This is a genomic window from Halobacillus dabanensis, assembly GCF_900114165.1.
In the GTDB taxonomy this organism is placed as follows: domain Bacteria; phylum Bacillota; class Bacilli; order Bacillales; family Halobacillaceae; genus Halobacillus; species Halobacillus dabanensis.
Window position 1 is genome coordinate 12,819 of the sequence record NZ_FOSB01000015.1, and the last position, 17,023, is coordinate 29,841.

The following is a 17,023-nucleotide window of genomic DNA, read 5'->3' on the forward strand; positions in this document are numbered from 1 at the left end:
TCTGGAGGGTGCTACCTCCACGGATTAGCAAAAACCTCACAGAAACCTCACATTTTAATTGAATTTGATATATCCGAGGGCGTTTTCGTACAGGTTCCTTACCTTGTCGGAAGCGTCCTCTTTCATTTTGTTTGTAACGTGTGTATAAATTTTCATCGTCGTCTTGATATCTTCATGACCAACTCGTTCCATAATGGTTGCTAAATCGATTCCGGCTTCCGTCATCATACTGATAGCCGTGTGTCTAAAAATGTGTGGAGTGGCATGCTTCTTAATATCTACATAGTTCATCAGACGCTCCATTCTACTTAATAGGTTCTTTTGCATGAAAGGATATCCATTCGCTCTACAGAAAACGAAATTTCCCTCATGAAAATCTCCCATCTGGATACGATATTCATTATGCATTTTCAATTGACGCTTTCGATGCGATTTTAATAAGTATAGAATTTCCTTCTCCACATTAATTGTACGTATGGACCCCTCTGTTTTAGGAGGAGTTATTTGATAATCTTTCATATTGTTGTTCTCATTATAGAGTGTCTTTGTGATTCGAACTGTTCCCTCAGAAAAATTGATATCTGGCCACTTCAGCGCACAAAGCTCTCCGGATCTCATGCCTGAGAAAGCAAGTAAGTAAAAACGTTCAAGGTCCAAGTCTAGCCCGTATTCTCTTACAGCAGTTAGAAATACTTCCAATTCAGACCTCTCCAGGTATTTCTCCTCAACCCTTTCATTCTCGATATCTTCAACAGTCCTTTGTTTCTTGGGAACCACCACACCGATCGAGGGGTCTTCCTTTATGAGTTTGTTTTTGATAGCATTTCTGAAAATCATCCCAGCAGTGGTGTTCACGCCCTGGATAGATGTTCTTGCATAATCCGGCGCCAGGTCGTTCAGTATTTTTTGATACATCCTGTGAGTCACCTGGGATATGGGTGTCTTGGCGATATACCTCAGTAGTATTTTGATTTCTTTTTCACGTATTCGAACAGTGCTGCGTTTAACCCCTGTCAAACTATACACCTCTAGCCAGTTCATAGCAGCAGTCTCGAATGTAGTATTATCACTTAATTTCTGATCAATGCCGTCTTCCAATAATGATCGAATGGCTTTTTCCACACGTTTTTTAGCTTCTCTTTTAGTAGGTCCTCTTCGGGTTATTTGCCTCCTTTTCCCTGTGGCAGGATCACGGGGGGCATCTTCAACACACTCCCAGCTTATTTTTCCTGACTTTAATTCTACTTTTTCACAATGCACAGCTCCCACCTCCTCATTAATACCATAAATTAAGAATCCGATCTCGTTCGGTACTTTTTCTTCTGATTTCCTCTAAAATAATCTCTTCCTGCCTCTTATTTTCCAGTTGCTTTAGACGTTTGATTGCAACTTCAGTTGTCACATTAAATATTTTTTGTACCAAACGAGTGGCCTTATATATGTCATGTGGGATATCTAAATCTTCCAACATGAATGTAGGTACACAAAAATGGAGAGCAAAAGAATCAGCTTTCCACTCTTGGTATTCTCTAAAAAGGTCCGGCATTCCATATTGCTGCCCGCAATCCATAAGAACGTGTGCTAATTCATGTCCAAACTCAAAGTTTTGCTCTTTTTTAGATAAACTCTGATTCAACAAAATAAGACCTTTATTTCCATTGATCACAGCTTCACTGGATCTGTTCCAGTATTCAAGTTCAATGTCTAGTTTTTTTGCAATCTCTTCAAAGGCCAAATGTTCAGGTTTTATTTTTTGAATAGAATGAAGCAGTTTGTAAACGTAACTTTCCAAGGATGTGTAATACATAAAATATGGTCCACCTTTCAAGAACGTATGTTCGGTAAGTGAGTAAAAAAGAAAAGCGTGATTAACACGCTCATTCAAATGAAACTGGCACCACAACGTCTTCTCCAATTGTTGTTGCATCTTTAGCAGTACCGTCGAAATGAAATTCAAGTTCTTTAATTTTTGATAAATCCTCATCTTCTAAGTTATAAGGGATTACAAACTCCTGTTTCACTTGTCCAATATGCTCGGAATCTCCTTTATTAAGCATTTCCTGAGCACCATATTGACCTTTGGTGTCAGTGGTTACTTTAGCTGAAAATGGATGGAAACTCACTGTGTCTTCTGACGTATTCTCAGAGTTAATAAGAGCAATTGCCAGATTGATCTCCTCTTGTTCAAAAAGGTCTTTACTTTCTTCATTAGGAATAAATGTAGCAAGAAGTACTTTGGGAACGCTGAACTTTATAGGCTCACTGGTGTATGAAGTTTCTTCAGGGGTAGATGTATTTAAGATTTTATATGTACCCCATTCCCCTTCCACAGACTCACCTGCTTCAGCTTCATTCATAGTAACCTTTTCTTCAGCTTGGTATTTTGGAATATCTCCGGTTCCAATAGTATTTAAGACTTCTTCATATTTCTCGAATTGTTCATCTTTTAGTTCACCGTTAACTTGTATTAAGATATTTTCGCGAGAAGCTGTATGAGAGAAAAACATTGCACTCTCTTTACCGAGATCATCGTAATAGGATTTCATCTCTTTTAAATCATCACTATTTTCGTAGCTGAAGATTCTCCCACCTGCATCCTGACCTAATGATGGTATCAGAAATCTTTTAGCAACATCTGCCTTCATAGGTGCCATTCCATAATCATCTTTTGTCATATCTGTCGGATTTTCAGCTTCTAAATTAGCTTGTTGAAATGCATCAATAACAGAATCCACTGTTAACTCCTTTGGTTCTTTATCAGAGTCGTTATTTGTTTCTCCTCCTGCTTGAGAGGATTCATTATCACCACATGCAGCCAGTAACGATATAATGAATCCTATTGTTAATATAAAAAAAATCTTTCTCATTAATAATTTTCCCCTTTAGTAAATAACTTTCCATATTATTAAGTGAAATGATATTAATTGTTTTTCTTATCTTTCTTCTTAATAATCTCCCACATAGCTCGAAGCTTTTCCAAATCTTCCTCATCCGACTGAGGGAGTTCACGGTAAAAGCGTTCAAGTTCTGGGTTGTTAGCGAATGATTTAAACTCCTCCTCTTCTGATAATTGAGGGGTATCGGATCTACCTAAAAGGTAATCAGCTGTCACATCATATCGATCAGCTAACCTCTTAATCATATCAATGGAGGGTTCATTTCTCCCTTGTTCATAATAGCCATAGCCACTTTCGGAAATACCTAAAAACTTCGCCACGTCTCTCTGGCTCATTTTATTTTCTTTTCTAAGCTTTTTTAGTCTCTCACTTACATCCGCCATATAAATCACCTTTCTTCCATACCCACATAATACAACATAGAGTTGGGTTTTTGTGAAAAAACAATAAAAAGTTGTTAGATATTATTGACAACAACAAAATGTTGGGTTATTCTTGATACAACAAAACGTTGGGAGGTGGAATTTTGAAACGAGAAAAGTTGATACAATACAGAAAAAACAAAAAATGGTCACAGAAACGTGTAGTTGAAGAACTTTCAACTAAACACGGTGTAAAAATAACTGATAGTTACTACGGTATGATAGAACAAGGGGTTAGAAATCCAAGTCTTAAGCTTGCTGTTTCTATAGCGAAAATTTTTAAAGTAAGACCAGAGAATATTTTTTTGGATAATAAAACAACAAAATGTTGTGTTGATGATTCTAAGGAGGTGATCTAATGCTAAAAGTCACGCTTGATGCTGACCAATTGCAACAACTCATCAATGATGCAGTGGACAAAGCGATAGAGCGCCACGCTCTAAAAGACCAGTTGGATCCGGTTCTTACAAGAAAACAGTTCATGGATCTTACGGGCGTTGGGGAAACCAAATGTGCCGAGTTGTTTAACCGAGAGGACTTCCCGGTTTGCCGTGAGTTCGGCTATCCACGAGTACGAACAGAAAAGCTATTTGAGTGGATGGACGAACACACGAATTGGGTGAAGGACAATATCGACAGAGAAGCAAAGTTGAGAGTCATTTGATTCACCTTAAATATAGCATCTTAAAAACCAAATTACGGTACCTTGTTAGGTACAAAAGGAGTGCTAACAAATGAAAAAAAGCAAAGCTGCTCGGATGATGAAAGAAACCAGGGTTCGAAGTGGTAAGACCCAGCAACAATTAGCTGTAGATATGTTCCAATCAAGAGAGTATATCTCTAAACAGGAATGTGGAAAACGGAAAATCCCTCAGGTATCCACTAAGTACTTTGTTGAGAAGTATAACAACCCTTGGTTAGCGCTTGAAGCCGTTAATGAATACGTTGGGTGGGGTATCTCTCGGTTAGATGGACCAGCAGCACAAAAGGATAATCTACACTTACAAATTCTTTTGGAGGATGGATTACAGAGAGCGATTAAAGTATTAGGTAACGTAAATTTAACCGCAAAATTAAACGATATGAACTCAATTAAAATTGATGACGTTCGAAAATCTGCTGAAATAATGACTAGTGTTATTCACTTCTCCACCTTGTATTTAGCAACTGTTTGTGAAGATTATGAAATCAATTGGCAAAAGCTTTGGAAGGATCATCACCAAACTCTATATTCTAAGAGATTATTAAATTAGGAGGTGAGGTTGTGCAGGGGTGGTTAAAGCTGCATCGTAAAATTCTTCATAGTGAAATTTTCGAAAATGAGAAGTTGTTAAAAGTGTTCATTTATTGTCTTACGAAGGCAAGCCATAAAAGTACAGAATCGAGAGTAGGGAGGCAAAAGGTTACTCTTAAACCTGGTCAATTTATATTTGGTCGAAAAAAAGCTGCTTTGGAATTAAGTATGAATGAATCCACCGTTCGTGACTATATAAAAATACTTCAGGAAGACAATGTTATTAGTATAAATACCACCAACAAATATAGTGTAATAACCGTTGAAAACTGGGGGATTTATCAATCTAACGATGAAGAATACGACAACAAAACAACAGCAGAAAAACAGCAAGATGACAACTCCTCGTCATCAGAGAGACAGCAGAAAGACACATACAAGAATGGCAGAGAACTTAAAGAAGTTAAGAATGTAAAAGAATTCATTACTACAACAACTTCTGAACGATTGGAATGTGACAGCATTCAATTTTACCAAAACAACTTTGGGGTTATACGTCCTCAAATCTCAGAAGAAATAGGGAAATGGGTTGAAGACCTTGGGGACCCATTAATTGTGGAGGCTATGAAGCGTTCCTTGGACCGAAATAAACCGACATGGGGCTACGTTAAGAGCATCCTTCAATCCTGGATAAATAAAGGGGTACGAACAGTAGAACAGGCGAATGCCGAAGAAGTTGAATATAAGAACAGGCAGTTTAATAAAGCTACGTATTCTAAACAATCACAAAGTCCGGAGGTATTACCGAAATGGTTTAAAAACCGCGAAGAACAAAAAAATCATCATATAAATAAAAAACCTAGCATCGAAGATACAGCTCGAACCATTGAGTTAGCGATAAAGCTAAAAAGACCGAGAGAGAACATTCTTGAATCGATTGATGATCGATATAACCTTTCTGAAGAAGATATAGCTTCTATTCGGGAAGGGAAACGCACAGCTATAGACGTTTTATTAGAACAATTGAAGTTTAGTATGGCGGGAGAACCATAAACTTGGGAGGTAAGATAAGGTGAAATCTAATAAAAAGCATTTTGCATATTATGACATTGCTTCACAAGCTGACAATGTAAAAACCTTTGAAGGAAAAAGATATGATGTGCGTGGCATTTGGGCGGTTGATCGTCATGGTACTACTGAAAAGCTGGCCAGTATCTATTATCGAATTCGAACCGTAAAAGATGGTCAATTTAGAACCATTGCTAAACGCAAAAACCCTTTGAGTGAGCTGAAACCTGTCAAGTAAATATAACGATTTTAACACGTGTTTAAATAGCACATATTGAACATTGAAAACTATATATCTATGTTAGGAAATTGAAAGGTCATAGAACTTTCCTAACAGTCGATGACCGTTTGGTGCGTGTTACGTGAAACGCATCTTGTGACCGGGTAAGCGTTGTATCTATTATGGTTTACTTATATAAAGTGAGGTATAAACTGATGAAGCTTTGTATAGTTTATCCTAGATACATAAAGTTCTTCGTATAGGCTAGAAACGTTGTGCATTGTAGAAAGGATAATCATTCTACATAGGGTTGATTGTATCTCGCCATAAACAATCATTTAATAATTATGATTAATCTTCCATAATGTGGATTTATATTTAAGTAGGTGTTAGAATCGTTATACAAATCACTTGAGGGGAGATTGATCTGATGGCAAAGCGTTGGATCGGTGGTTTGGCTGGATTTGTTATAGTTTTAATCCTAGTTGGTTGCGGATCTCAAGGAGCCACAGGTCAAGTCGAGTCATTATCACCAGGTGACATGAAAGAAGCTCTACAAAACAGTGACAAGGTTTACGTTTTAGTAACTGATGCGTCTGAGGAAGAAAAAAGAGATGAATATATCAAGGTTGTGGAAGAGAATATTGAAGAAATTAATGTGAAAGAAATTAATGCTCAGAATCAAAAAATCCTTGAGGGGGATATGGATTTGAATGAAATAGGTTTGGAAGGTAGTGAACTCTTCCAATCTCTGAGTTACTATGAGGATGGCCAATTGCAGAATCGTATCTCTTTAAAAACACAGAAATACCAAACCCTTGAAGGTAGGGAGCAAGCAATACAAAAATTCATCAACGAAACTTCATCCTAATGGAAGTGATCTTTAATAGATCACTTCTTTTTTTATGGATGAAAACCTTGAAAGGGGGTGATGTAAATGGGCGTTACCAATCGTGAACTAAAGCAATCAAAAGACTTGGTTCAGACGCTGCTAACCATCCAAGACATTTCTTACAATGAGTGGCTTCATGAAAAACATCAACAATACATTCAAGAAAACCAAGATGTCGTTATGAAGTCATTGCTCCATTACAAAGGGGTGGATGAAGAAAACAAGAACAAAAACATTTAAAAAGGGGAGAGTATAATGAAGTTCTTTGAAAATTATTCCATGCTTGCTGCCATTAGTAATTTACAATCCACAGGGGCCTCTATTTTAACGGCCATGCAGCTATTGGGTATTATTTCGGCTGCCATTGCTTTTGGTATAGGCGCCTACCATCTTATCTGGGGTGGAGTAAGAGGTCGTCAAAGCTCTATTGTGTGGTTTATTGGTGGTGCCGTTGGACTTGTCGTTCTAATGGGAGCTACCGCTATTGCTGAATACATTGACAGTCAGGTGATTTTTTAAAGGAGTGTAGGTTCATGAGGGTATTATTCACATCAAAAATGGATGGTGAAATTTCGAGCTTTCACCCTTATTCCTTCCAGGAAATTGTCGTTCTAACGGCAGAATTGGATGCTAAATTAAAGAAGAAAAATGCCAAGCCAATTCTGCTTGACTTTATGATATTTAATGAAGAAGGAGACAAGCTGTACAACGGCTCATATGAGATGGGAGCAGAAGGGACATCAAATATTTATGACCATGTGTGTCAAAAGCTTTTACAGCTACCTATGGAAAATAAAAATGAAGAAACAAAAAGGGATGTCTTCCTTCAACAATTAACTTCTAACACACCAGCATCTTATCAAATTGATATGACAGAAGTATTGAAAGAGAAGGAAGTACAAAAGTCGAATTGGAAGCAACTTGGTAAGCGTGGCAAAATTTTTGTGAGTGTGATTAGCACCACATTGATGGTGGCCATAGTTACATCCATTACTCTATTTATACTTCTAAGCAATCAAAGCAAAGATCTAAAAGCCATGACACAAGAGCTTGGAAAAATGGAGAATGTTAAAACGGCTTATGAAGGTTACTGGACAGGGGAGCAGAAAAAGGCTGTTGACCTGTTACAAGGAATGGAAAACTTAACGGAATCGGAGCGCCAAACATTGCTTCATTTTCTTGTGGAACTTAAAAAGTATGATCAAGCTTTGCAATATGTAGGAAAGGAAGATACTTCTTCACTGGCTGAGCAAGTCATGAAAGTTCATGGCCTGGAAGAATTGATTTCCTTTCAAGAATCTTACCCAAGTCCTTTGGGTGAATTTAAAATAGCCTTTCACCATGGGGAATATAAACAAGCGGTGGATATTCAAGATATGGCGATGTCTCCTAATCTGTATAAACAAAAGGGGATCGCTTATTTGAGGCTTGATCAATTGGAAGATGCCAAAAAGATGGCTAGTGAAGCGAAAAATGATGAACTGAACAAAAAGATTAATGAGTATCAAGAAATTGAGGAACAGTTGACTAAGATAAACAGCCAAATAGAAACAGAGAAAAAGTCAGAAGATCAAAATCAATCTAAAATCGATTCGCTTAAGGAACAGCAAGATGATCTGGAGAGTCTAAAGAACAATATATAAGAGGGTGATTTATTTGAAATCAGTCATTGCTAAAAAACAGGTGCTTATTCTACTAAGCATCTGTTTTTTTATATCCACGATGCTGGTCAGTACTTTCGTATGGAACCTGGGTTATGCCATGTGGTCAACCTTAAAGACTTTTCCAAAATTCAGTAAACCAATAGAAATTAAAGCTTCATTTTTGACGGATTTTCATATGCAAGAACAACCTCTCTACTATGGAATAGCTGCCTTGATCGGTCTTATCGGCATAGCCCACATGATTTACAAACTTAGAAGTAACTTTAAACCCGTAGGTAAGGACGAAAAAGGTTCTCAGAGATTTGCAACTAGAAAAGAAATTCAACAACAGTACAAAGCCATTCCTGATCGAAAGCAACCCTATAAAGGTCAAGGTGGTCCAGTATTATCGAGAAAGGGGGATAAGGCATTTATTGATCCATCCCCTGTCAATAATTTAATTATTGGGACCACAAGGAGTGGTAAGGGTCAAACGTATGTGATTCCAACCATAGATGCCTACTCTCGTGCTGAACATCAGCCCTCTTTAGTCATCAATGATCCTAAAGGGGAGTTATTTGCTTCTAGCCGGGAGACGTTGGAGAGAAGAGGATATGAGGTTGAGGTTTTAAACTTAATGAATCCAATGCAAAGCATGAGCTTTAATTTGCTGGAGTTGGTTAAACAATCTTATAAGGATGGGGATTATTCTACAGCTCAAACGCTTTGCGAAACCATTACTCATATGCTTTACCATAACCCGAATGCTAAAGAACCTATGTGGGATGATTCAGCTAAATCACTTGTGAATGCGATGATCCTTGCGGTTACAGAGAAAAGCATAACAGAAGGGATGGAAGAGAAAATTACGATGTACACGGTCGCTAGCATGCTCTCAGAGTTAGGGACTAGAAATGAGATGGATGAAGATGGTCAAGAATACAATGCATTGGATCAATTTTTCCAAGAACTACCCCAATCACATGTAGCGAAAGGTCAATATGCAACGAGTAATTTTTCCAAAGGGAATACTCGATCAAGCATTTTTACGACAGCGATGAATGGATTGACGAAGTTTACAATGAGTGAAACAGCTAAGATGACAGCAAAAAATTCTTTAGATTTAAAAAGAGTGGGCTTCGGTCAAAGTATTAAGGGGCGAGGTGATCCTTTTTCCAAAGTGATGGTTTCATTCCCGGATGGATCCACTGAAATCAATCAATCAGGAGAGAGTGGGACATGGACTATTAACTTTAAAACCTCATTAGAAGCTGGTGATCATTTAGTTATTTCTCAAGACTCGGCTCCTGGTAATTCAAAAGATAAAGAAGTTCAAAAGGATAGCTCGACGATTCGGATTGACAAAGTAGAGAAGGAAACGGGCAAGGTTTCCTTCTCTTATATTTCTGCTAGCGGCACTATGGAAGTAAAAGAAATTATTTACTCCAATAAGCCCATTGCAGTGTTTATGGTCACACCGGATTATGATACGTCTACTCATGCTATTCCGTCTATTTTCGTTAGCCAATTGTATTATGTATTATCCAAAAATGCAGCCATTGCCAAAGGACAAAAATGCTTGCGAGAAGTGGTCTTTATGTTAGATGAGTTTGGAAATATGCCTGCGATAGCAGATATGGATAATAAAATAACGGTATGTTTGGGAAGAAACATTCGCTTTCACTTAGTTGTTCAATCCTATGCTCAATTAAAAGATCTGTATGGAGAAGATGGGCAAGCCACCATACGTGGTAACTGTGGGAATGAAATTTATATATTGAGTGCTGACTATGATTCTGCTTCCTATTTTTCTTCCAAGTTAGGAAAGAAAACGTTAAATACTCAAACACGGTCTGGATCTACTTTTTCACTGGATAAGTCGAAAACGGAAAGTACGGAAGGAAGAGATCTTCTAACCGCCAATGAACTGCAGGAATTGGAGGAAGGAGATACGGTAGTGCGACGTGTACTATTACGTCGTGATAAGAAAGGAAGAAAGATTCGTGCCTTTCCTATTTATAATACAGGAAAATACAGTATGAAATATGCTCACACGTATCTTAGTTCAGAATTCCGTCCAGGGCGATCGATTACGGAAGAAGAGATTTCTACCCCACACCGCCATGTTCATCCAGCAGAATTAGTTATTGACTTCCAAACTGGCTATTCTAATAAAGCACAGATAGACGAGGCCGCAGAGGATTTGGGAAATCTTTCGCAAAATGGACCATTCAGCGATTCAGAACCATCTACGGAATGGTGGAGGAAGGAAAAAGTGGGAGAGTTCTTTGATAAAAGCACATTTTCACTGATCCATCAGGAAATTGCTCCTCATTTAGAACACAGTGAGGAGGAAATGAATGAGGAACCTATGGAAGCTTTTCTTTATAACTTAAAGCTTTTAGGCGATCATCAAGAAATTAACCGACAAGTGTATAGTCACATTCGCAAACAAATAGATAAGTTAATTGAAGAACAGGAAACACCAGGGGAGCAGGGATGAAAAATGGGAAAATAATAAAGGTGGTGATGGAGTGTCCGATGAAGAGCTGTTAGAGATATTGTTAAGGTTTTCCGAAGTCTTATCAACGAATAATATCTTTACATCTGGGTTAAGGATCGTAGGGTGGGGGACGATATTATTCTTGAAAATGATTGTTGATGGTTTGGAAGGAATGGTTGATCAGGTCTTAACCTTAACGGATTTCTTTTTGAGCGATCCCGTGACTAACTTTCTCGAAACCATCCAGCCTGCTCTCTATATTATGCTGGCCATCTCATTGGGAATGATCGGCTTTCGATTAATCTTTAATAAAGAAAAGAATCGATCTGACATTCCAATGAACCTATTTATATCTATCATGACGATTACTCTGTTGTCTTTTGGAATGGGGAAAGTGAATGACTTTACTGGAGATGCGATGGACGTAGCGAAAGTACAAACAGATTCTTTTACCACCTCCGATCGAGTAATGGAAGACCATATTACAGACATAGTCATTTATGAAGAAACAGACTGGACAGATCCAGATGTAGAAGAACAGCATCATATAAGCCCAGACTCAATTGATAAAATATCTATTAATGAAACTATTGACGATAGTTTTGAAAAATCTAATGGCGATAGCCTATCAAATAAAGGCCAAAAGATTGTAATGAACAAAGTAGGATTGGAATCAAATGGCGAAGAAGGGCTTGTTGAGTTAGGAAAAAGTGGTCTGTTTGATTTCCTTCCAGAAAATTATTACAGGTGGCATGTGGATTGGTTTACTGCCATCGTAACTCTTTCCGTTATGGCTTTTACCATGATATTAATATCGATTAAAGTAGCCAAGCTCTGTTTTGAGCTTGGCTTTAATCATATCGTGGCGCTAATTATGGCGTATTCGGATATATCCACGGGGCAGCGATTGAAAGCGATCATTAAGAATATTGGAAGCATCTTTGCTTCTCTTATCATGATTTTCTTAAGTTTACGTGTGTATATGTTTTACACAACCTTTATAGATAATAACCTTGAAGGACTTGGATATTTGATTGCTTTAATTGCAGGAAGTTTGGCCGTCATTGATGGTCCTAATATCGTACAGAAGCTCTTTGGAATTGATGCTGGATTGAAAAACGCCTGGCATGTTGCGATGGGTGGTTACCTTGCTTCTAAAACGCTTGGACCTCCCGTTAAGAAGGCTGCAGGAGCTATTACAAGTGGTGGAGCATCAGCCTTAATGAATACAGGTGCCGGGACAGCTGGTGCAGTCGCTGGTATCTATGGGCGCAAGGATGAGGGGAAATCTAAGACAAATGGAAAAAGTGTTTCATCATTAACTGAAGGAAACCGGAAAAAACAAGAGCCAAGTCCAATGACATCCAATCAGGAAGGACAAAAAGGTTCGTTGGGAGGAAAAGAAATTAGAAGTCCAGAGGCAGGAAGTCGTTCATCCAGCTATGCAACTCAGGGTCAGTCCCATCCTTCTTTTCAGAAAGGGTCTTCTATGAACACTACAAAAGAAGATCCCCCAGGAGGATTGGACGTACCGTCATCGAACCAAAGCAATGAGCAACCTATATATATTCAACCTAAGAAAGACAAAGAACAAGAGAAAGATATAGGTAGTAGTGAAACAGTAAGCACACGTTTAGATGCGAACGATAATGAATCTAAGACTGGGGCCAAAATAGCAGCAAACACTAAAGCAGAAACATCAGATATAAGAGCTCCAGAAAGTACAGATGATATCCCAATGCCGAATCAATACAGAACAGAGCAGCGAACGATAGGGAATTATATGAAAGACCGTATGGAGGAGAGATTCAATAATAACCCTAAGGTTCAAAGTGCAAAACGAACGTACAACTTATCTCGAAACACTACGGAGAACTGGATAAATAAAATTAAGAAACGCGGGCCTGAGTCTTAACTTGGTCCGCGTTTTGTTATGAAGGAGTGTTTTTATTGCAATACAAGATTCCATCCGAAATTGGAAGTGAGTTGAAGATTAACCGTCTATTTTACCTTACAGACTTACTTGTGGTTCTCATCCTGGGTGGCATAGGTTTTACATTCCGGTATGTCGTTCATTCTTCTTTCGTTTGGTACTATGCCATCTTTTGGATCTTATTGATGGTTGCTTGGTTGATTCGACCCAAAACGAACCCAAAGCTGCGTATGGTCAAAGCCTTGTTCTTAGCTGTCACAAGGGACCGAATTGCTTATTGTGCCATCGATAAAAAAGAAGGGGAGGATGGTAGGAATGGGGATCAAATATGAAGAGTTAAATGATGAAGAATATGTGTTTCAAAAGTTTAAGGCCCTTCTTGAAGAACAGCTTGGACGAGACTTAACACAAATAGAAGCACGGAAGATTCGGTGGTTGTCTGGATGGGAGCATGAGATGGTCGGCGTATTTTTTGACCTGATTCATGAAGTAGCAGGAAAGAAAAATGAGGGAGGCCTTTAAATGAAGAATAATAAGAAAGACCACCCTTTCTTTAAAGAAGACAGTTCCGAAAAAATGGCTCTTTTTGATGAACGAAAAACTACTGTGAAAAACAAGAAGCAGCAAAGGTCTAACGCTAAAAAGAAAAAAAGAGAGGTGGCGATTCCATCTATAGCTGAGATTCTTCCCATTCAGGACATGACCGAAGAAGGATCCTTTCAATTAAAAGGAGATGGGGGCTATATGGACGTGATGCAACTTCAGAGTAAGGATATTTATTCTCCATCTACCCAGGAAACCGAGTACGACATTATGAAAATGGCCAAGTTTTTTCAATCGTATGCGCCTGATATCAAGATCGTGTCTATGAATTTTCCGGTTAATATGAAAAAGCAACTGGATGCGATTAATTATAAGATTGCTCAAAACAAAGCGCCTCTCTATGAGCGCTTTTTAATTAGAAAAAGAGAGGAGCTGCACTTCTTAGAGGCCTACCGGACGAACAGAGAGTTTTATTTATATATTTACGCAACTAGCCTTAAACAGCTTGCTGAGTATAGAAACAATTGTCGGCGCTATCTTGGTCGAGTCTCTCCGGTCATTGAGTTAACCGATGAAAAGAAGCTTGATTTGCTCTATAAGCTATACAATCAAAATTCTAAATTAGAAAAGAGGGGATAAGGAATGTTGTCATTTCTAAAAAAGAAAAGTGATGCCGAAGAAACACAAGAAAAAGGATATAACCCTTTCTTATTGGCACATATCCAACCGCAAGGAGGAATTAAATTTCACGAAACCTTTACCCGGAAAGGAGACGGTTATGAAGTTTGTGTCCATGTCTATTCCTTCCCTAAAAATGTTTCAGACTTTTGGTTAGAGCCTATTTTCAATATGGAGAATGTCATTACTACAATGGATATTGTCTCTGACGATCGTTACAAGGTCCGAGATGGTTTAAACAAAGGGATGGCTGAACAGAGTTCCAGAATGATTAATGAAAAAGATAATGCAGGCATTATTGAAGCGCAAAATAACTACGATGATTTGCGGCAGCTATATAATCAGGTCTCTGAAGAAGGAGAAATCATAAAGCGTGTTCATCTTAGGCATTATGTAAGTGCACCAACAAGAGAAGAGCTGGAAGACAAAGTGAAAGTAGTCTTATCGACTTTACAGGACGAGAATTTTCGAGGATCCATCTTCTTAAACGAACAGGAATTTGAATGGAAATCACTACTCACGAATTATACAGAACAATCCACTTATCGAAACAAGAGGGAAGGTCATCCGATACCCGCACTAGGGTTAGCAGGTGGCTTTCCTTTTCATTTTACTAGCTTAAATGATCCTTACGGTACATTCTATGGAACGACACTCACCGGAGGAAACGTCGTCTTTGATCTTTTTCATAGAGATCAGCAGCGTAAGAGTTATAACGGAGTCATGGTCGGAGCGATGGGGGCAGGAAAATCTACGACGCTTAAGAAAATCATGCTGGATAATGCGATTAAAGGATATAAGGTCCGGACGTTTGATGTCACAGGAGAATTTGTGGAGTTAACGGAAGCTTTAGGCGGGAAGCAGATTGCTCTCGATGGTTCAGATGGGGTCATCAATCCTTTGCAGGTGTATCGAACGGCAGAGGACGAATATACGTCCTTTACTCAGCATTTATCCAAATTGACAACATTCTATAAATTCTTAGCACCTGAAGCGAATGATAGTGAATTGAAAGAATATGAAAATCTATTAAGAAAGCTCTATGAAAAGCTTGGCTTATGGAACGATGATTCAAAATCAAATATAACCGAACTTTCTGTCCATGAGTACCCTATCTTTACCGATTTTCTTGCCTTTATCGAGGAACAACTCTATGAAAATATCAAGGAAGGGAAGCAAAAGGAGAAGTTGAGTCAGGAAAGGAAACGACGCCTGGAAAGCATCGAATTAAACATACGTAACCTTGTAGAGACTTACGCGCATCTCTTCAATGGAGTATCAACCATCGAACACTTTGATGAGCAACAGGTCGTTACTTTTACCCTTAGGGGCCTATCGCAAATGAGGGCAGAGGTTTTCCAAGCGCAATTGTTTAATGTACTCAACCTCCTATGGGACTCCATGCTAACAAACGGATCTCCTCAGTTTGATGCTTATAATCGAGGAGAATTAGCTTTTGAAGACGCTGTACGCTATCTCATCTTGATGGATGAAGCTCACCACATCATTAATACAAAGAAGAAAAGTGAGAGTGCTCTAGATTTTCTTACAAAGTTTAGCCGAGAGGCCAGGAAGTATTTTGGTGCTCTCCTCTATGCCAGTCACACCATTCGTGATTTTGTTCCTGAGGGTTCGGATCAAAGTATGGTAGAGGAAATCAAGAAGCTTTTTGAACTGACACAATACAAGATTATTATGCAGCAGGATAGTAACAACTTAGAGATGATGCAGCAAATATTCATGGGGCAATTAAGCCAAAGTGAATTAAAAGATATTCCTTACCTACAAACAGGGGAGACGATGTTAAGCATCCGTGCGGTTGAAAACATTCGTTTCAAGGTGGAGGTATCGGACGAAGAATTAGCCTTGTTTGGAGGAGGTGCATAAGGATGCCTTGGTCCCTTCTCCTGGGGTTAGTCCCTCGGAAAGTATGGCTTTGGTTAATTGGTATTCTGGTAGCTCTTTTCCTTCTACAAATGCTTTTGTATGCTTCAGTCATTACAGGGTTGATCGGTTATCAAAAGTCTTCCTCTAGTGAGGATGTGAGGTCCGTTGATATGGTAAATGGAACAGCGCAAGTTTCAGCTGTACTAGAAGAGTACCGTCCTCTGTTTGAAGAATATGCTGAAAAGTATGGGGTGTCCAAGTATGTGGAGCTTCTCTTGGCCAAAACGATGCAGGAATCGGGTGGCCGTCTTGATGATGTGATGCAAGCAAGTGAGTCACTCGGTCTACCTCCAAACACGATAGAGGATCCCGAAAGAAGTATTAATGTTGGTATCCGATACTTCTCTGAGATGCTGGAGAAAGCAGAGGGAGATATTAAGCTAACACTCCAAGCTTATAACTTCGGTGGAGGGTTTATTGATTACGCAAACAAACACAACAATGGAGAGTACAGCAAAGAGTTAGCAATCGAATTTTCAAGGATGAAATACCAGGAATTGAAGCATACAGGCATTTATTCCTGCATTAGACCGGAGTCGGCAGAAACAGGAGCTTGTTATGGGGATATTGGTTATGTTGAGGCCGTTTTAAGTTATCTTAAAGGCGGAGTTATTGAAGCAGATTTACAACCAACGGGAGATTGGGTGATGCCCATTGAAGGAGCACTCACACAGACATCCGATTATGGCATGCGCCCAGATCCTTTTGATGGAAAACCGGATATGCATAGAGGTATAGACTTTGCTTGTACGAACGCCGTAACGCCTATTCAAAGCGTAGATAACGGTCAAGTGGTTGAGGTGGAAAGAAGTAACTCTGGTTATGGAAATAACGTTCTTGTGAAACATGAAGAGGGACTTTATAGTCACTATGCTCATTTGTATACGATAAGTGTACAAAACGGGGAGATGATTCAAAAAGGGTCAAAAGTAGGCAAGTGTGGTTCGACAGGAAACTCTACAGGTCCCCATCTACATTTCGAAGTTAGGACCAAAAACCAATACCGTTCGGACGTAGATCCTGCCCCTTATCTTGGGCTTTAA

Annotated in this window: 20 protein-coding genes; 16 read left to right on the forward strand and 4 right to left on the reverse strand. The window is 38.8% G+C overall.

The window, feature by feature from the left end; translation table 11 throughout:
- Nucleotides 1-54: 54 nt before the first annotated feature.
- From BMZ58_RS18855 to BMZ58_RS18870, 4 genes are read right to left on the reverse strand one after another with little or no spacing between them, the layout of a single operon-like run.
- Nucleotides 55-1,260: a tyrosine-type recombinase/integrase gene (locus BMZ58_RS18855; protein WP_075038088.1), complete on the reverse strand. Its 1,206-nt coding sequence runs from the start codon at nucleotides 1,258-1,260 to the stop codon at nucleotides 55-57.
- A 16-nt stretch (nucleotides 1,261-1,276) separates the two neighbouring features.
- Complete coding sequence (locus BMZ58_RS18860; protein ID WP_167360121.1) at nucleotides 1,277-1,885, reverse strand: ImmA/IrrE family metallo-endopeptidase; 609 nt, start codon at nucleotides 1,883-1,885, stop codon at nucleotides 1,277-1,279.
- A complete protein-coding gene (locus tag BMZ58_RS20880; protein ID WP_075038090.1) occupies nucleotides 1,878-2,867 on the reverse strand; it encodes a hypothetical protein in 990 nt (329 codons plus the stop codon). The genes BMZ58_RS18860 and BMZ58_RS20880 overlap by 8 nt, the downstream gene beginning before the upstream one ends.
- 53 nt (nucleotides 2,868-2,920) lie before the next feature.
- A complete protein-coding gene (locus BMZ58_RS18870) occupies nucleotides 2,921-3,280 on the reverse strand; it encodes a helix-turn-helix domain-containing protein (RefSeq protein WP_075038091.1) in 360 nt (119 codons plus the stop codon).
- A 143-nt stretch (nucleotides 3,281-3,423) separates the two neighbouring features.
- Here BMZ58_RS18870 and BMZ58_RS18875 point away from each other — a divergent pair, with 143 nt between their 5' ends.
- From BMZ58_RS18875 to BMZ58_RS18950, 16 genes are all read left to right on the forward strand, one after another.
- Nucleotides 3,424-3,678: a helix-turn-helix transcriptional regulator gene (locus tag BMZ58_RS18875; protein WP_075038092.1), complete on the forward strand. Its 255-nt coding sequence runs from the start codon at nucleotides 3,424-3,426 to the stop codon at nucleotides 3,676-3,678.
- Nucleotides 3,678-3,983: a hypothetical protein gene (locus tag BMZ58_RS18880; protein WP_075038093.1), complete on the forward strand. Its 306-nt coding sequence runs from the start codon at nucleotides 3,678-3,680 to the stop codon at nucleotides 3,981-3,983. Before BMZ58_RS18875 ends, BMZ58_RS18880 begins: the two co-directional genes overlap by 1 nt.
- 70 nt (nucleotides 3,984-4,053) lie before the next feature.
- Nucleotides 4,054-4,572, forward strand: coding sequence for a helix-turn-helix domain-containing protein (locus BMZ58_RS18885; protein ID WP_167360122.1), 519 nt, complete (start codon nucleotides 4,054-4,056; stop codon nucleotides 4,570-4,572).
- Nucleotides 4,573-4,583: 11 nt separating this feature from the next.
- Nucleotides 4,584-5,606 carry a DnaD domain-containing protein gene (locus BMZ58_RS18890; RefSeq protein ID WP_075038094.1) on the forward strand — a complete coding sequence of 341 codons (1,023 nt, stop codon included), beginning with the start codon at nucleotides 4,584-4,586 and terminating at the stop codon, nucleotides 5,604-5,606.
- A 19-nt stretch (nucleotides 5,607-5,625) separates the two neighbouring features.
- Nucleotides 5,626-5,859 (forward strand): hypothetical protein, encoded by a 234-nt coding sequence (locus tag BMZ58_RS18895; RefSeq protein ID WP_075038095.1) that lies wholly within the window; start codon nucleotides 5,626-5,628, stop codon nucleotides 5,857-5,859.
- Between the two features lie 412 nt (nucleotides 5,860-6,271).
- The gene (locus tag BMZ58_RS18900) at nucleotides 6,272-6,712 is read left to right on the forward strand and encodes a hypothetical protein (protein ID WP_075038096.1); all 441 of its coding nucleotides are present in this window, start codon (nucleotides 6,272-6,274) and stop codon (nucleotides 6,710-6,712) included.
- Between the two features lie 66 nt (nucleotides 6,713-6,778).
- Entirely contained in the window at nucleotides 6,779-6,973 is a 195-nt protein-coding gene (locus BMZ58_RS18905) for a hypothetical protein (RefSeq protein WP_075038097.1), read from the forward strand.
- 15 nt (nucleotides 6,974-6,988) lie between these two features.
- Complete coding sequence (locus BMZ58_RS18910; protein ID WP_075038098.1) at nucleotides 6,989-7,252, forward strand: hypothetical protein; 264 nt, start codon at nucleotides 6,989-6,991, stop codon at nucleotides 7,250-7,252.
- A gap of 14 nt (nucleotides 7,253-7,266) precedes the next feature.
- Nucleotides 7,267-8,376, forward strand: a complete 1,110-nt coding sequence (locus tag BMZ58_RS18915; protein WP_075038099.1) for a hypothetical protein — start codon at nucleotides 7,267-7,269, stop codon at nucleotides 8,374-8,376.
- Between the two features lie 13 nt (nucleotides 8,377-8,389).
- Complete coding sequence (locus BMZ58_RS18920) at nucleotides 8,390-10,879, forward strand: VirD4-like conjugal transfer protein, CD1115 family (RefSeq protein ID WP_075038100.1); 2,490 nt, start codon at nucleotides 8,390-8,392, stop codon at nucleotides 10,877-10,879.
- Nucleotides 10,880-10,910: 31 nt separating this feature from the next.
- The gene (locus BMZ58_RS18925; RefSeq protein WP_075038101.1) at nucleotides 10,911-12,794 is read left to right on the forward strand and encodes a pLS20_p028 family conjugation system transmembrane protein; all 1,884 of its coding nucleotides are present in this window, start codon (nucleotides 10,911-10,913) and stop codon (nucleotides 12,792-12,794) included.
- A 26-nt stretch (nucleotides 12,795-12,820) separates the two neighbouring features.
- Complete coding sequence (locus BMZ58_RS18930) at nucleotides 12,821-13,144, forward strand: DUF5592 family protein (RefSeq protein ID WP_244151668.1); 324 nt, start codon at nucleotides 12,821-12,823, stop codon at nucleotides 13,142-13,144.
- A complete protein-coding gene (locus tag BMZ58_RS18935) occupies nucleotides 13,128-13,334 on the forward strand; it encodes a hypothetical protein (RefSeq protein WP_075038103.1) in 207 nt (68 codons plus the stop codon). The genes BMZ58_RS18930 and BMZ58_RS18935 overlap by 17 nt, the downstream gene beginning before the upstream one ends.
- Nucleotides 13,335-13,994, forward strand: a complete 660-nt coding sequence (locus tag BMZ58_RS18940; protein WP_075038104.1) for a hypothetical protein — start codon at nucleotides 13,335-13,337, stop codon at nucleotides 13,992-13,994.
- Between the two features lie 3 nt (nucleotides 13,995-13,997).
- Entirely contained in the window at nucleotides 13,998-15,920 is a 1,923-nt protein-coding gene (locus BMZ58_RS18945) for a VirB4 family type IV secretion system protein (RefSeq protein WP_075038105.1), read from the forward strand.
- Between the two features lie 2 nt (nucleotides 15,921-15,922).
- The gene (locus BMZ58_RS18950) at nucleotides 15,923-17,023 is read left to right on the forward strand and encodes a lysozyme family protein (RefSeq protein ID WP_075038106.1); all 1,101 of its coding nucleotides are present in this window, start codon (nucleotides 15,923-15,925) and stop codon (nucleotides 17,021-17,023) included.

Coding starts and splice junctions, on each gene's coding strand:
- BMZ58_RS20880 (WP_075038090.1), bottom strand. CDS start 2,867: ATGAGAAAGATTTTTTTTATATTAACAATAGGATTCATTATATCGTTA.
- BMZ58_RS18870 (WP_075038091.1), bottom strand. CDS start 3,280: ATGGCGGATGTAAGTGAGAGACTAAAAAAGCTTAGAAAAGAAAATAAA.
- BMZ58_RS18880 (WP_075038093.1), top strand. CDS start 3,678: ATGCTAAAAGTCACGCTTGATGCTGACCAATTGCAACAACTCATCAAT.
- BMZ58_RS18885 (WP_167360122.1), top strand. CDS start 4,054: ATGAAAAAAAGCAAAGCTGCTCGGATGATGAAAGAAACCAGGGTTCGA.
- BMZ58_RS18900 (WP_075038096.1), top strand. CDS start 6,272: ATGGCAAAGCGTTGGATCGGTGGTTTGGCTGGATTTGTTATAGTTTTA.
- BMZ58_RS18905 (WP_075038097.1), top strand. CDS start 6,779: ATGGGCGTTACCAATCGTGAACTAAAGCAATCAAAAGACTTGGTTCAG.
- BMZ58_RS18910 (WP_075038098.1), top strand. CDS start 6,989: ATGAAGTTCTTTGAAAATTATTCCATGCTTGCTGCCATTAGTAATTTA.
- BMZ58_RS18915 (WP_075038099.1), top strand. CDS start 7,267: ATGAGGGTATTATTCACATCAAAAATGGATGGTGAAATTTCGAGCTTT.
- BMZ58_RS18935 (WP_075038103.1), top strand. CDS start 13,128: ATGGGGATCAAATATGAAGAGTTAAATGATGAAGAATATGTGTTTCAA.
- BMZ58_RS18940 (WP_075038104.1), top strand. CDS start 13,335: ATGAAGAATAATAAGAAAGACCACCCTTTCTTTAAAGAAGACAGTTCC.
- BMZ58_RS18945 (WP_075038105.1), top strand. CDS start 13,998: ATGTTGTCATTTCTAAAAAAGAAAAGTGATGCCGAAGAAACACAAGAA.
- BMZ58_RS18950 (WP_075038106.1), top strand. CDS start 15,923: ATGCCTTGGTCCCTTCTCCTGGGGTTAGTCCCTCGGAAAGTATGGCTT.